The sequence below is a fragment of the Streptomyces sp. NBC_01237 genome, assembly GCF_035917275.1.
Classification (GTDB): domain Bacteria; phylum Actinomycetota; class Actinomycetes; order Streptomycetales; family Streptomycetaceae; genus Streptomyces.
This window is the reverse complement of record NZ_CP108508.1, coordinates 6,708,034-6,723,061: the sequence shown is the minus strand read 5'-3', so window position 1 is coordinate 6,723,061 and position 15,028 is coordinate 6,708,034. Positions and strand designations below refer to the sequence as shown.

The window sequence follows — 15,028 nt, the reverse complement described above, 5'->3', positions numbered from 1 at the left end:
CCGGGCCTGACGCGTGTGAAGGTGCCCTCAGCCGCCGGACGGGCTCGATTCCGCTCGGCGCGGGCCGTGCAGTGCGATCGCCCGTTGCATCGCCTTGCGGGCGCGCGGGGTGTCCCTCGCGTCCTGGTAGGCGACCGCCAGACGGAACCAGCAGCGCCAGTCGTCCGGGGTGTCCTCGGTCTCCTCGCGTCGACGGGCGAACACGGCGTCGGCGGAGTCGCGGTCGATACGGCCTGCCGGGGTACGGACCAGTTCGTCGATGGGGAGCCCGCCCTCCGCTTCCAGCTCGGCCGCCAGCGCGTTGGCCCTGCGGACGAACTGGGTGTTCTTCCAGAGGAACCAGACGCCGATCACCGGCAGCACCAGTACCGAGACGCCGAACGCGACCGTCAGCAGCGTGCCGTGCCGAATGAGGAGCAGGCCACGGCTGCCGACCAGGGCGAAGTAGAAGACCAGGACGGCGGCGGTGACAACGTAGGTGATCTTTGCGCGCATGGGTGGGCTCAGTCAGTTCAGGTCGAGGAAGTGTTCCAGGCCGAAGGTGAGGCCCGGAGTGGTCACCACACGGCGCGTACCGAGCAGGATGCCCGGCATGAAGCTGCTGTGGTGCAGGGAATCGTGGCGGATGGTGAGGGTCTCGCCCTCGCCGCCGAGCAGCACTTCCTGGTGGGCGAGGAGCCCGCGGAGCCGGATCGCGTGGACCGGGACCCCGTCGACGTCCGCGCCGCGGGCACCGTCCAGAGCCGTGGTGGTGGCGTCCGGCTGCGCGGCGCGGCCGGCCTTCTCGCGGGCGGCCGCGATCAGCTGGGCCGTACGGGTGGCGGTGCCGGAGGGCGCGTCGACCTTGTTCGGGTGGTGCAGCTCAATGACCTCGACGGACTCGAAGTAACGGGCGGCCTGCTCGGCGAACCTCATCGTGAGGACCGCGCCGATGGAGAAGTTCGGCGCGATGAGCACCCCGGTCTCCGGGGAGCCGTCGAGCCAGGTGCCGAGCTGCGCGAGCCGTTCGTCGGTCCAGCCCGTGGTACCGACGACGGCGTGGATGCCGTGCCGGACACAGAAGTCGAGGTTGCCCATCACCGATGCGGGGGTGGTGAGCTCGACGACGACCTGGGCGCCGGTGTCCGCGAGGGTCTCCAGCTTGTCGCCCCGGCCCAGGGCAGCCACCAGCTCCATGTCGTCGGCGGCCTCGACGGCTCGTACCGCCTCGGCTCCGATACGGCCCTTGGCGCCGAGAACGGCTACGCGCAGCTTGCTCATTGCTTTGTTCCTTAAGGGTTAGGAGACCGCTTCGTGGAGGCGGTCCGCCTGCTTGTCCTTGAGCGGGCCGATGACGGAGAGCGAGGGCCGGTGTCCCAGGACCTCGCCCGCCACCGCGCGTACGTCGTCGGGGGTGACCGCCGCGATCCGGCCGAGCATGTCGTCGACCGACATCTGCTCGCCCCAGCACAGCTCGCTCTTGCCGATCCGGTTCATCAGCGCGCCGGTGTCCTCCAGGCCGAGGACCGTGGAACCGGAGAGCTGACCGATGGCCCGGCCGATCTCCTCGTCGCTGAGGCCGTCGGCCGCGACGCGGTCGAGCTCGTCGCGGCAGATCTTCAGGACGTCGTGCACCTGGCTGGGCCGGCAGCCCGCGTACACGCCGAAGAGCCCGCAGTCGGCGAAGCCCGAGGTGTACGAGTACACGCTGTAGGCCAGGCCGCGCTTCTCCCGTACCTCCTGGAAGAGGCGGGAGCTCATGCCGCCGCCGAGGGCGGTGTTGAGTACGCCGAGCGCCCAGCGGCGTTCGTCGGTGCGCGCGAGACCCGGCATGCCGAGGACGACGTGGGCCTGCTCGGTCTTGCGGTTGAGCAGTTCCACCCGGCCGGCGGTGCGCAGGGTGCGTGAGCCCTCGCGCGGTGCCATCGGGACGGCGTCTGCGCGGGACAGGGCGCCGGAGCGCTCGAAGGCCCTGCGGACCTGACGTACGACCGTGGCGTGGTCGACGTTGCCCGCCGCGGCGACGACGAGGTGCGTGGGGTCGTAGTGCTTCTTGTAGAAGCGGTCGATCTGGCCGCGGTTCAGCGCGTTGATCGTGTCCACGGTGCCCAGGACCGGGCGGCCCAGGGGGGTGTCGCCGAGCATGGTGTGCGCGAACAGGTCGTGCACGCAGTCGCCCGGGTCGTCCTCCGTCATCGCGATCTCTTCGAGGATGACTCCGCGCTCGGCGTCGACGTCCTCGGGGGTGATCAGCGAGCCGGTCAGCATGTCGCAGACGACATCGATGGCCAGCGGCAGGTCCGTGTCGAGGACCCGCGCGTAGTAGCAGGTGTACTCCTTCGCCGTGAAGGCGTTCATCTCGCCGCCGACCGCGTCGAGCGCGGCGGAGATGTCGAGGGCACTGCGCTTGGCCGTGCCCTTGAAGAGGAGGTGTTCGAGGTAGTGCGTCGCGCCGTTCAGGGTGGGGGTCTCGTCGCGTGATCCGACGTTGGCCCAGATCCCGAAGGTGGCGGAGCGTACGGAGGGCAGCGTCTCGGTGACGATGCGCAGACCGCCCGGGAGGACGGTGCGGCGGACCGTACCGATGCCGTTGGTGCCCTTGAGAAGCGTCTGGGTACGGGCGACGGCCCGCGCCTTGGAGGAGGTGCGGGCCGTCGTCACGGAACTACGGGACGTCACTTGGCGGCGTCGTCCTTCTCGTCGGCCTCTTCGCCCTCGACCACGGGGATCAGGGAGAGCTTGCCGCGGGAGTCGATCTCGGCGATCTCGACCTGGACCTTGGCGCCGACGCCGAGCACGTCCTCGACGTTCTCCACGCGCTTGCCACCGGCGAGCTTGCGGATCTGCGAGATGTGCAGCAGGCCGTCCTTGCCGGGCATGAGGGAGACGAACGCACCGAAGGTGGTGGTCTTGACGACCGTACCCAGGTAACGCTCGCCGACCTCCGGCATGGTCGGGTTGGCGATCGCGTTGATCGTGGCGCGCGCGGCCTCGGCCTGCGAGCCCTGCTGGGCACCGATGTAGATGGTGCCGTCGTCCTCGATCGTGATGTCGGCGCCGGTGTCCTCCTGGATCTGGTTGATCATCTTGCCCTTGGGGCCGATGACCTCACCGATCTTGTCCACCGGGATCTTGACGGTGATGATCCGCGGGGCGTTCGGGGACATCTCGTCCGGGACGTCGATGGCCTCGTTCATGACGTCCAGGATGTGCAGACGCGCGTCACGGGCCTGCTTCAGCGCGGCGGCCAGGACCGAGGCGGGGATGCCGTCGAGCTTGGTGTCGAGCTGGAGCGCGGTCACGAACTGCTTCGTACCGGCGACCTTGAAGTCCATGTCGCCGAAGGCGTCCTCCGCACCGAGGATGTCGGTGAGGGCGACGTAGTGCGTCTTGCCGTCGATCTCCTGCGAGATCAGGCCCATGGCGATACCGGCGACGGCGGCCTTGAGCGGCACACCGGCGTTCAGCAGCGACATGGTGGAGGCGCAGACCGAGCCCATGGACGTCGAGCCGTTGGAGCCCAGCGCCTCGGAGACCTGGCGGATCGCGTAGGGGAACTCCTCGCGCGAGGGCAGGACCGGAACGATCGCGCGCTCGGCGAGTGCGCCGTGGCCGATCTCGCGGCGCTTGGGCGAGCCCACGCGGCCGGTCTCACCGACGGAGTACGGCGGGAAGTTGTAGTTGTGCATGTAGCGCTTGCGGGTCACCGGGGAAAGGGTGTCCAGCTGCTGCTCCATACGGAGCATGTTGAGGGTGGTGACGCCCAGGATCTGGGTCTCGCCACGCTCGAAGAGCGCCGAGCCGTGCACGCGCGGGATGGCCTCGACCTCGGCGGCGAGCGTACGGATGTCCGTGACGCCACGGCCGTCGATGCGGACCTTGTCCTTGATGACGCGCTCGCGGACCAGCTTCTTGGTCAGCGAACGGTACGCGGCGGAGATCTCCTTCTCGCGGCCCTCGAAGGCCGGGAGCAGCTTCTCGGCGGCGATCTCCTTGACGCGGTCCAGCTCGGCCTCGCGGTCCTGCTTGCCGGCGATGGTGAGCGCCTGGGTCAGCTCGGAGGTGACGGCGCTGGAGAGCGCGTCGAAGACGTCGTCCTGGTAGTCCAGGAAGACCGGGAACTCGCCGACCGGCTTGGCGGCCTTGGAGGCCAGGTCGGACTGGGCCTTGCAGAGCGCCTTGATGAAGGGCTTCGCGGCGTCCAGACCGGCGGCGACGATCTCCTCGGTGGGAGCCTCGGCGCCGTCCTTGACGAGCTGGATGGTCTTCTCGGTGGCCTCGGCCTCGACCATCATGATCGCGACGTCGCCGTCCTCCAGGACGCGACCGGCGACGACCATGTCGAAGACGGCGTCCTCGAGCTCGGTGTGCGTCGGGAACGCGACCCACTGGCCCTTGATCAGGGCGACGCGGGTGGCGCCGATCGGGCCGGAGAAGGGCAGGCCCGCCAGGATGGTGGAGCAGGAGGCGGCGTTGATCGCGACCACGTCGTACAGGTGGTCGGGGTTGAGCGCCATGATCGTCTCGACGATCTGGATCTCGTTGCGCAGGCCCTTCTTGAAGGAGGGGCGCAGCGGGCGGTCGATCAGGCGGCAGGTGAGGATCGCGTCCTCGGAGGGCCGGCCCTCACGACGGAAGAAGGAGCCGGGGATCTTGCCGGCCGCGTACTGCCGCTCCTCGACGTCCACCGTGAGGGGGAAGAAGTCGAGGTTGTCCTTGGGCCGCTTGGAAGCGGTGGTGGCCGACAGCACCATGGTGTCGTCGTCCAGGTACGCGACGGCGGAGCCGGCGGCCTGCTTGGCCAGGCGGCCCGTCTCGAAGCGGATGGTGCGGGTGCCGAAGGTTCCGTTGTCGATAACGGCCTCGGCGTAGTGGGTCTCGTTCTCCACTAGTGTTTTCTCCATACTCGTCGTCTTTCGTCCCCCTGCCCGTGTGGCGGGGGACGGTGCAGGAGAAGCGCACCGTGTGTGCGGGCCGGTCTTCGATCGAAGCTCCCGGGCGTTGTCCCGGGGGCCACTACCGAGGACCGGCGGCGGCGTCGCTGCGCCTCTCCTCGTTCTGGTGTCGTACGCCCAGATTACTGAGCTTGACACCGGTCGTGCACGTACGGCAAAGGGAGCGGTCCCCCAGAAGACGGGAACCGCTCCCTTTCACAGCGTCCTTACTTGGCGCCGCCGGCCGCGCCGCGGCGGATGCCGAGGCGGTCGACGAGCGCACGGAAGCGCTGGATGTCCTTCTTGGCAAGGTACTGCAGGAGGCGGCGACGCTGGCCGACCAGGATCAGCAGACCACGACGGGAGTGGTGGTCGTGCTTGTGCGTCTTGAGGTGCTCCGTCAGGTCCGAGATCCGGCGGGAGAGCATGGCGACCTGAACCTCGGGGGAACCGGTGTCACCCTCCTTCTGGGCGAACTCGGACATGATCTGCTTCTTCGTAGCGGCGTCGAGCGGCACGCGTACTCCTCTGTGATGTTCGATGCGCCCACGAGTGCTCCTGGTCTTGATCGCAGGAGAGCTTCCATGACTCGGAGGCGAAGGTCCGATGAGCGCAGTCCCCAGGATGATCCGGAGACGCGTACACAAACGGCCACCAGCCAGAGTACCAGCCATTCGGAGCGCTCCTGCCGGGCCTCAGCTGGTGAGGGCCCTGGCCTTCGCGAAGACGTCCAGCACGGCCAGGCAGAGCGGGACCAGGGAGAGCAGCAGGGCGCTCTCGGTGAGGTCGAGGAGACGGCCCCAGAAGGGTGAGAGACCCTTGCGCGGGATGACGAGGCCGATCGCGGTGAACAGGGCCGCGCCCGCGGCCACGGCCGCGGAGAGCCAGATCGTACGGATGTCCAGGGAGCCGCGGTCACCGTAGCGGACCAGGTCGTACAGCAGGTCCGTGGGCGGGTTCAGGGAGAGGCCGAGGACGAGCAGGGTGATGGCGCCGATGCCGGCCACCAGGACGCAGGCGACCTGGGAGGTGTAGCGGAACAGGCGGGCGCGGAGCAGCATCGCGAGTCCTGCGGCGAGCGCGAGGACCTGGCCCCAGATGTTGTCCGAGAAGCCGAGGACCGCGGCGGACCCGACGGCCACGGCGGCGCAGCCGCCGACCAGGCCCAGGAGCATCTCGTGGCCCCGGCGGGCCTGGGCGGCGATGCGCTCGGCGTCGACGGGCTCGGGGTCGCCCATGGGGGCGTTCGGGTCGGCGAAGTCGTCCTCGTAACCACCGGGGGCGGTGCGCGGTGAGGCGTATCCGATGGGCAGCCGGGCGAAGCGGGCGGAGAGGCCGGGCAGGAAGGCGACGAGGCCGAGTGCCACCGGGGCGCAGACGGCGGCGGTCTGGGTGGCCGATGCCTCGGTGAGGATCGCGAGGAAGGTGGCCAGGGTGCCGACGGTGGCCAGGAAGGTGGCCGCGACGAAGGGCGCGTCACCGCTGGGGGTGAGGGCGACCAGGACGACCGAGGCCAGCAGGACGGCGACGCAGCCGAGCAGGAACTGGAGCCGGCCGGGTCCCTGGCCGGCGTCCGGGCCGACGATGCCGGAGCCGGCGATGAGGACCAGCGGAAGTGCGCCCAGACCGAGTGCGACGGCCGTGGCGCGGTCCGTGTAGACCCGGGCGCGTACGCCGGCGAAGGCGGTCAGCAGCAGTCCGGCGGAGCCCGCGATGATGCCGGGCAGGCTGTGCATGTCGTGCCGGACCGGGTCGGCGAACCAGAGCACGAAGCCCATGAGGACGAGCAGCAGGACGCCGCCGACCAGGCCCGCGCCGCGCAGGAGTTCGTCGCTCCACAGATGGCGGTCGCGGGTGACGGCCGAGGCGACGGCGTCCGAGACGTCGTCGAAGACGGCGGGCGGCAGCGACTGCGCGAACGGGCGCAGGCTGAGCAGTTCGCCGTCGAGCACCTGCTGGGCGGCGAGGGTTCTGGCGCCGTCCAGGACCGTGCCGTCGCGGCGTACGAGGTGAAAGCCGGTCGGTGTTCCGGCCGCCTGCGTCTGGCCCGTGAGACGCAGGATCTCCGGGTAGACGTCGGCGACGGCGATGTCTTCCGGCAGGGCGACGTCGATCCGGCTGTCGGGCGCCACGACAGTGACGCGGCAGAAACCCGTCGCTGCGGTCGTACTCACGTGTCTGGTCCCCCTGATTCGCGGTTGCGCACAGTGCGCGCGCCACCCTACCGGGAGGTGGGCGGGTCATCTGCAAGTAGGATCGCCGTCGCGCGGAGGGAAGTCCGCGCACACGCAGCCACGGGGGCGTCGGTGCGGACCAGACCGGCCTTCCGCCCGTCCGTATTGAGGGATTGATGTTCCGGTGAGCCAGATCGTCGTGAAACGACCTCCGCGGTCTCTGCCGCCGGAAGTACCCACGGAAGAATTGACGTTGGAGGCTCCTCCCGAACTGCCGCGCGGGCAGCAGGAGGGCATGCTGATGCAGATCCTGCCGGTGCTCGGCATGGGTTCCTCGGTGGTCTTCTTCTTCTCGCCGCAGGCACCTCCGTTCATGCGGATCATGGGTGTGCTGATGCTGGTCTCGACCGTCGGAATGGTGGTCGCCCAGCTTGTCCGGCATCGTCGTGGTACGCAGGGGCAAATGGCAGATGTCCGGCGCGACTACCTCAAGTACCTGGCCCAGACGCGGCGGACGGTACGCCGGACGGCGCGTTCGCAGCGCGATGTGCAGCTGTATCTGCACCCCGCGCCGGAGCAGCTGTGGTCGGTGGTCGCCGAGGGCAGCCGGGTCTGGGAACGGCGCGTCGGGGACAAGGACTTCGCGCAGGTCAGGGTCGGGCTCGGGGCGCAGCAGCTGTCGACGCCGCTGGCCGCTCCGGACACCGCGCCGGTGGATGAGCTGGAGCCGATGTGCGCCGGTGCGATGCAGCAGTTCCTGGCGGTGCACGGGTCGTTGGACGGGCTGCCGATGGCGGTCTCGATGCGGGCCTTCTACCACGTGACGGTCTCCGGGCAGCCGGAGGCGGCGCAGTCGACGGCCCGCTCGCTGGTGGCGCAGTTGGTGACGCTGCACTCCCCCGAGGATCTGATGGTCGCGGTGGTGGCGGCGCCGAGCGCGGTGGCGCGCTGGGACTGGACGAAGTGGCTGCCGCACACGCAGGTTCCCGGGCAGGTCGACGGGGCCGGTACGAAGCGGCTGTTCGGTGATGATCTGGGCGAGCTGGAGCAGTTGCTGGCGAGCCGGCTGGACGGGCGGCCGCGGTTCGGCCGGGAGAGCCAGCCGGTGCTGGACCAGCCGCATGTCGTGGTGGTCCTGGACGGCGGGATGGTGCCGCCGGACTCGCTGTTCGCGGCGGCCGAGGGTCTGCAGGGCGTGACGATCGTCGAGGTGGTCTCCGGTGAGCTGGACGAGCAGCGCGGTGGCCTTTCGGTGGTGGTACGGCCGGGGCTGCTGAGGCTGGAGTCCGGTGCGAGGCTCGCGTACGAGGGGTTGCCCGACGGAATGTCGCTGCCGGCCGCCGAGGCGCTGGCCAGGCAGCTCGCCCCGCTGCGGATGGGCGGGGGCGACGACGACGAACCGCTGCTGGCCAACCTGGACTTCACGGATCTGCTGAATCTGGGGGACGCGGGTTCGGTCGATGTGGCGCGTACCTGGCGGCCGCGTTCGGTGTCGGAGCGGCTGCGGGTGCCGATCGGTATCGGCGAGGACGGCCAGCCGGTGATGCTGGACCTGAAGGAGGCCGCGCAGGAGGGCATGGGGCCGCACGGGCTGTGTGTCGGTGCGACCGGTTCCGGCAAGTCGGAGCTGCTGCGGACGCTGGTGCTGGGGCTCGCGGTCACGCACTCGTCGGAGACGCTGAACTTCGTCCTCGCGGACTTCAAGGGCGGCGCGACGTTCGCCGGGATGTCGCAGATGCCGCATGTGGCGGCGGTCATCACCAACCTGGCGGACGACCTGACGCTGGTGGACCGCATGGGTGACGCGATCCGCGGTGAACTCCAGCGCCGTCAGGAGCTGCTGCGGTCGGCGGGCAACTACGCCAACATGCACGACTACGAGAAGGCGCGGGCCGCGGGTGCCGCGCTGGAGCCGCTGGCCTCGCTGGTCCTGGTGATCGACGAGTTCTCCGAACTCCTCACCGCGAAGCCGGACTTCATCGACATGTTCATCCAGATCGGCCGCATCGGCCGTTCGCTGGGTGTGCATCTGCTGCTGGCCTCGCAGCGTCTGGAGGAGGGCAAGCTGCGCGGTCTGGACACGTATCTCTCCTACCGGGTCGGTCTGCGGACCTTCTCGGCCGCGGAGTCGCGTACGGCGCTGGGTGTGCCGGACGCGTACCACCTGCCGTCGGTGCCCGGTTCCGGCTATCTCAAGTTCGGTACGGACGAGATGACCCGGTTCAAGGCGGCGTACGTGTCGGGGACGTACCGCACGGGCGGTCCCGATCTGTCGGTGGGACAGCTGCCGATCGACCGGCGGCCCGCGGTGTTCAGTGCCGCTCCGGTGCCGGTGGTGTACGCGGCCCCGGATCCGGCGCAGTTGGCGGCCGCCCGGTCGACGGCGGACGACGACGCGCTGGCCGACACGGTGCTCGATGTGATCGTGCGGCGTCTTGAGGGCCAGGGGGTGCCGGCCCACCAGGTGTGGCTGCCGCCGCTGGACCGGGCGCCGACGCTGGACCAGTTGCTGCCGGGGCTCGCGCCGACGTCGGACCGGGGGTTCTCCTCGACCGAGTACACGCGTCCGGGCGGTCTGACCGTGCCGCTGGGGCTGATCGACAAGCCGTTCGAGCAGCGGCGTGAGGTGCTGTACCGGGACTTCTCCGGTGCGGCCGGTCACATGATGGTGGTCGGTGGTCCGCAGTCCGGGAAGTCGACCATGATGCGGGCGCTGGTCTCCTCGTTCGCGCTCACCCACACCCCGCACGAGGTGCAGTTCTACGGTCTCGACTTCGGCGGTGGCGGTCTTGTGTCGCTGGCGGAGCTGCCGCACGTCGGCGGGATGGCCTCCCGGCTGGACCCGGAACGGGTGCGCCGTACGGTCGCCGAGGTGGCCGGGGTCCTCAACCGGCGCGAGGAGTTCTTCCGCTCCCACTCCATCGACTCGATCGCCACCTACCGGCGCAAGCGCGCCCGGGGAGAGCTGCCCGGCGAGCCGTGGGGCGATGTGTTCCTGGTGATCGACGGCTGGGGCGGCTTCCGGGCCGAGTACGAGATGCTGGAGCAGACCGTCACCGACATCGCCTCGCGCGGTCTCGGGTACGGCATCCATGTGATCATCACGGCGGCCAGGTACATGGAGGTCCGGGCGGCGCTGAAGGACCAGATCCTCGGCCGGCTCGAACTGCGGCTGGGCGATGTGATGGACTCCGAGTTCGACCGCAAGGTCGCCTCGAACGTGCCCGCGGGGGTGCCCGGCCGTGGTCAGGTGCCGGAGAAGCTGCACTTCATGGGCGCTCTGCCGCGTATCGACTCCGTCAGCAGCGGTGCGGATCTCTCCGACGGCACCGCGGCGTTCGTCGGGGCGGTGAAGGCGAACTGGTCGGGGCCCTCGGCACCCGCGGTGCGGCTGCTGCCGCGCAAGCTGCCCGCGGACCAGCTGCCCAAGGGGTTCGAGTTCCCGGAGCGGGGCATCGCGATCGGGATCGACGAGACGGCGCTGGAGCCGGTGTTCGTCAACTTCGAGACGGACCCGTTCTTCCTGATCTTCGGCGAGAGCGAGTCCGGCAAGACCAATCTGCTGCGGCTGATCGCCAAGCAGATCGCGGAGCGGTACTCCCCCGACGAGGCGAAGCTCGTCGTCGGCGACTACCGGCGGGCGCTGCTGGGCGCGCTGCCGGAGTCCCATCTGCTGGAGTACGCGCCGATGGCCAGCTCCATGCAGATGCACATGGAGGCGTTGTCGGGGGTGTTCGCGCGGCGCCAGCCGCCGACGGATGTGACTCCTCAGCAGCTGCGGGACCGCAGTTGGTGGAGCGGTCCGCAGATCTTCATCATCGTGGACGACTACGACCTGGTGGCGACGAACGCGGGCAATCCGCTGGCTCCGCTGGCGGAGTATCTGCCGTTCGCCCGGGACACCGGGGTGCGGTTCATCATCGCCCGTAACTCGGCGGGGGCGTCGAGGTCGATGTACGAGTCGTTCATGCAGCGGATCAAGGAACTGGGCGCGCAGGGCGTCGTCCTGTCCGGCGATCCGGGCGAGGGCGAGCTGATCGGCTCGGTGCGCGGCCACGCGATGCCGCCGGGGCGCGGGTACTTCGCGTCGCGCAGGCGCGGTACGCCGCTGGTGCAGATCGGGCGGTTGCCGGAGCAGCACTGAGGCAGTGCCGCGGTGTCGGCCGGGCCCCCGCGCGATGTTGCGCGGGGGCCCGGTGCGTTTCGGAGGGCGGTCGGGGGTGCGCGTCGTGGGGGCGGGGCGGGGCCGGACCGTGACCGGTAGCCACCATGTATTAGCGTCGAGTGGGTGATCCATCGGTGCGCTCGGACACGGCGGCACCGTCCACAGGCATGCGATACGGGGGAATCCGATGGGCTTCGACGACGAGTGGGCCACGCTGCGCGCGGAGGCCACTCAACGGCAAAGCACGAGTATGCGGCTGAACGGCGCCGACGGCGGCCCGCCGCCCGGCCTCGGCGGGCAGGTCCTGGCCTCGACGCCCGCGGAGAAGGCAGCCGCCGCGAACACCATCCAGAACGAGTTGGAGGGCAGTACCCAGAAGTCCACCAACTGGGCGGACGAGTCGTCGGCCGCGGCGGCAAGGGAGTTCACCGACTGGGCCACCGGTCCAGCCATCACCAAGCTGGGCGAGACCTGGGACAAACAGGTGCAGACGCTGATGGGTCGGCTCAGCTCGGAGAAGAACGGCCTCCGCGGTGCGGCCAACGGCTTCGCCCGCACCGACCTGGACATCAATTCCCAGTTCTCGCCACTGCTCAAGCCGCAGTACGGGCCGTGGGCGTCGGGCCTCGGCGGGGTATAGGGCGGAGGCAGATCATGACCTGGCACCCGTTGTCCCTCCCCCATGCCCACAGGACGAAAGGCCCCGGCGCCATGGAACGCACACGACTCCGGCGCGGTGGCGCCCTGACCTTGCTGCTCGCGACGGCGCTGCTGACCGGTTGCCAGCAGGGTGACGACGATGGTGGATCCAGCGCTTCCGACGCGGGGACGGGGAAGGCGGCCGGTCCTGTGAGCGTCTCCGCGCTCCGGGCGGCCGCAGACAAGGTTGGGCCGGATGGAGCGGACGACTGCCCGCTCCCGTACGACATCGCCCGTGCGGCGAAGGCGGCGGGGCTGTCCGGGGAGACGGGTGCCGGTGCCGCTGGAGGCGGCGACGCGGACGCGTCCGCCGTCACCGCCGAGAACGGACGGGGCGCCGAGGGGCCGGGTGGATTCGCGGCCAACCCCGGGGCGTTGGTCAGCTGCCTCTTCCATGTGGGCGCCGACACCGTGGAAGTACACACGATCGCCACGGAATCGGCGTCGGCCGAGAACCTGCTGGCACCGGTGATCATGGCTGCCGGCGGGTTCTCGACCGAGCAGCTGACCTCGTACCTCAAGCGCACGGGGGCGGGCGCGCCGGGCGAGGCGGTGGCCTCCGAGAACGGCGACTGCGTCACCGTGCGGGTGAAGCCCACCGATGACGGCAACGCCTCGCTGGTAGTGACGGCGGGCGAGGACGGAAGGCCCGGACCCGGCCGCGAGAAGCTCTCCGGCCTCGCCCTGGCCCTGCACGCGCAGCTCGCCTGAGATCCGGCCGCCACCACGCAGGGCCGGGCCGCGCCGACCGGCCCGATCCGACAGACACAGCACCAGGGGGAGACATGCTCACCTACAGCGAGGTCATGACGACCGACCTGAGCAAGCTGACCGCGGCCGCGGACAAGTGGGACGACGCGGCCGCAGAGATCAAGAAGGTCGAGAACCGGTACAAGGACAGCGTTCAGTGCATCACGCTCGGCCAGTCCTGGTCCGGGCTGAGCGCGAACACCGCGCAGATGAACTTCGCCGCGACACGCTACGAGTACGCCGCCGCGCAAACCCAGGCCAAGGCCATAGCCTCACTGCTGCGGGACGCGCACAACGACTTCGTACGGCTGAAGAAGAACCTGGAGAACCAGTGCGCCGCAGCGGTCACGGCGGGCATGAAGATCTCCGAGGGTGGCGTGGTCACCTACGACTACGCGAAACTCACGGAAGGCGAACTCGCGGCCACCCGGCACGACCCGGACTACGCGGAGAGCATCCGCAAATCCGTGGCGTCCTGGTCGAAAGCAATCGACGACTGCGTCAAGGCGGTGGACGACGCCGACCAGGGCGTGAAGATCGCGCTGGAGGCCGTCACCAAGGACGGGTACGGGGACAGGAACGACAACACGCTGGGCACCGGCTTCAACGCGCACGCCCAGGGCGACGTGGAGAAGTACGAGGCGGAGAACACCAAGGACATCGCCACCCGTATCAACAACGGTGACAAGGTCTCCGCGGCCGACATGGCAGAGTTCCAGCGCTCGGTGCGGGACAACTCGCACGACAAGGCCTTCTCCCAGACGCTTCTCAACGGGCTGGGCCCGGACGGACTGATCAAGGTCAACAACAAGCTCAACGACCGCGCCTACGACTCGGACAAGAAGAACAAGGACCAGTACCTGGAGATTCAGAAGGGCCTGGCCAACTCCGCCGCCACCGCTACCCAGGTGCCGGGAAGCGTCAAGGACGCACCGCCCGGATCGGAGGCGTTCAAGAGGTGGAAGGCATCCGACGAGGGCAGGTTCTACCGGGAGTGGACGGACAAGCTCGACAGCTCCGGCACCAAGAACTTCGGCTCGAACACCCAGCCGCTCTACGGCTACCAGTCGTTCGTCAGCATGATGCAGCACGCGGACACGAAGTTCGACGATCAATTCCTGTACGAGCTGGGAGATGATCTCATCGCCGCCGAGAAGAAGCAGGACAGCATCTTCACGCTGTGGGGCGGCGGTCGCAAGGGCATCGAGAGCGACCCGATCGATGGCCTCCTCGGTGTCATGAGCAAGAACCCGGACGCCGCCACCGCCTTCTTCGACTCGCAGGGCAACGGCACGGCCGGCGACAAGGTGTCCAACGACCACCTCACCTACCTGCTCGGCGGCGGTGACGACGCTCGCGACTGGCCGAAGAACACCGTCACCGGCTACGGCATCACAACCTTCGACGACCCGACGTCAAAGATCGGCCTCGGCCTCGCCCTGGAAGCGGCGACGACGGGCCGCGAGCCCAACGCCGGGGGCGCTTCGTTCGGCCACCACTCGGAGGCGCAGGCCCGGGTGATGCAGGAGACCATCAGCGTCCTGGACCAGGATTCCAAGGGCGACACGATCCCGCAGAACCTGAAGGTGCCCCTCGGCCGAGCACTGTCCGACTACACCGTCGACACCCACGCCATCCTCAGCGGTACAGCCCCGGGCAGCCCCACCGGTGGCGACGCGATCACCGCCCGCGGCGACGAGTCCGGAATCACCAATTCCAAGCACAGCCTTCTGCGTGTGATGCGTGGCGTTTCGGACGCCGCGTACGGGCAGACGACCGACGGCGAGCCCGTACTCGTCTACGACATGCTGTACGAGAACGAGAAGCGGTACGCGGCCGAGTACCTCCTTACCGCGAAGGACGCTCCGCCGGAGCAGGTGGGCAATGTCGTCGGCGACTGGGACAACAAGGCACGCCACGTCGGCGAGGTGTACGGGGCGATGAACGCCATCGGCTCCGACATGACCCTCGACGACCGCGACACCAAGATCGGGAACCTCAACGACGAGATGCGCTACACGTACCACGGCGTGGGCGGCCTCTTCACACAGATCCCGGTCGTGGGCGACCCGATCCAGCGCATGGTCGACGCGGCCACCTACGAGTACTCGAAGGACGTCGCCGCTGAGGCGGAGGACGCCGCCCGCGCCAAGGAGAGCACCAACACCTCGGCGGGGATCGCGGGCACGAACCAGCTCCTCGACGCGTGGGGGAACGAACGAGGCTTCGCGGGCACGGACGCGCACGACCATGCCAAGGGCGAAGCCAAGCAGAGTTACATCACGGGGCGCGAAGACGCGTACTCGGCGCTGCGCACGAGGAAGTAG

Annotated in this window: 10 protein-coding genes; 4 read left to right on the top strand and 6 right to left on the bottom strand. The window is 69.3% G+C overall.

Going from position 1 to position 15,028, the window contains the following annotated elements; genetic code table 11:
- Window positions 1–27 precede the first annotated feature (27 nt).
- The 6 genes from OG251_RS30010 to eccD form a co-directional block, all read right to left on the bottom strand.
- Window positions 28–495 (bottom strand): tetratricopeptide repeat protein, encoded by a 468-nt coding sequence (locus OG251_RS30010; protein ID WP_326680025.1) that lies wholly within the window; start codon window positions 493–495, stop codon window positions 28–30.
- Window positions 496–507: 12 nt separating this feature from the next.
- Window positions 508–1,260, bottom strand: coding sequence for a 4-hydroxy-tetrahydrodipicolinate reductase (gene dapB, locus OG251_RS30005; RefSeq protein WP_326680024.1), 753 nt, complete (start codon window positions 1,258–1,260; stop codon window positions 508–510).
- Between the two features lie 18 nt (window positions 1,261–1,278).
- Complete coding sequence (locus OG251_RS30000) at window positions 1,279–2,658, bottom strand: M16 family metallopeptidase (protein ID WP_326680023.1); 1,380 nt, start codon at window positions 2,656–2,658, stop codon at window positions 1,279–1,281.
- A complete protein-coding gene (locus OG251_RS29995) occupies window positions 2,655–4,868 on the bottom strand; it encodes a polyribonucleotide nucleotidyltransferase (protein WP_326681466.1) in 2,214 nt (737 codons plus the stop codon). The genes OG251_RS30000 and OG251_RS29995 overlap by 4 nt, the downstream gene beginning before the upstream one ends.
- A 272-nt stretch (window positions 4,869–5,140) precedes the next feature.
- Window positions 5,141–5,431: a 30S ribosomal protein S15 gene (gene rpsO / locus OG251_RS29990; RefSeq protein ID WP_003965855.1), complete on the bottom strand. Its 291-nt coding sequence runs from the start codon at window positions 5,429–5,431 to the stop codon at window positions 5,141–5,143.
- A gap of 177 nt (window positions 5,432–5,608) precedes the next feature.
- On the bottom strand, window positions 5,609–7,087 hold the full coding sequence (gene eccD / locus OG251_RS29985; protein ID WP_326680022.1) for a type VII secretion integral membrane protein EccD: 1,479 nt from the start codon (window positions 7,085–7,087) through the stop codon (window positions 5,609–5,611).
- A 184-nt stretch (window positions 7,088–7,271) separates the two neighbouring features.
- Between eccD and eccCa the strand changes: the two genes are divergently transcribed.
- The 4 genes from eccCa to OG251_RS29965 all read left to right on the top strand — a co-directional run bounded on the left by eccCa (window position 7,272) and on the right by OG251_RS29965 (window position 15,028).
- Window positions 7,272–11,231 (top strand): type VII secretion protein EccCa, encoded by a 3,960-nt coding sequence (gene eccCa / locus OG251_RS29980; RefSeq protein ID WP_326680021.1) that lies wholly within the window; start codon window positions 7,272–7,274, stop codon window positions 11,229–11,231.
- Window positions 11,232–11,439: 208 nt separating this feature from the next.
- Complete coding sequence (locus OG251_RS29975) at window positions 11,440–11,892, top strand: hypothetical protein (RefSeq protein WP_326680020.1); 453 nt, start codon at window positions 11,440–11,442, stop codon at window positions 11,890–11,892.
- 71 nt (window positions 11,893–11,963) lie between these two features.
- On the top strand, window positions 11,964–12,662 hold the full coding sequence (locus OG251_RS29970; protein ID WP_326680019.1) for a hypothetical protein: 699 nt from the start codon (window positions 11,964–11,966) through the stop codon (window positions 12,660–12,662).
- 74 nt (window positions 12,663–12,736) lie between these two features.
- Window positions 12,737–15,028 carry a hypothetical protein gene (locus tag OG251_RS29965; protein WP_326680018.1) on the top strand — a complete coding sequence of 764 codons (2,292 nt, stop codon included), beginning with the start codon at window positions 12,737–12,739 and terminating at the stop codon, window positions 15,026–15,028.

Bases quoted from the DNA above. Each gene is read 5' to 3' on its own strand.
- OG251_RS29975 (WP_326680020.1), top strand. From the start codon at position 11,440: ATGGGCTTCGACGACGAGTGGGCCACGCTGCGCGCGGAGGCCACTCAA.
- dapB (WP_326680024.1), bottom strand. From the start codon at position 1,260: ATGAGCAAGCTGCGCGTAGCCGTTCTCGGCGCCAAGGGCCGTATCGGA.
- OG251_RS29965 (WP_326680018.1), top strand. From the start codon at position 12,737: ATGCTCACCTACAGCGAGGTCATGACGACCGACCTGAGCAAGCTGACC.
- OG251_RS30010 (WP_326680025.1), bottom strand. From the start codon at position 495: ATGCGCGCAAAGATCACCTACGTTGTCACCGCCGCCGTCCTGGTCTTC.
- OG251_RS29970 (WP_326680019.1), top strand. From the start codon at position 11,964: ATGGAACGCACACGACTCCGGCGCGGTGGCGCCCTGACCTTGCTGCTC.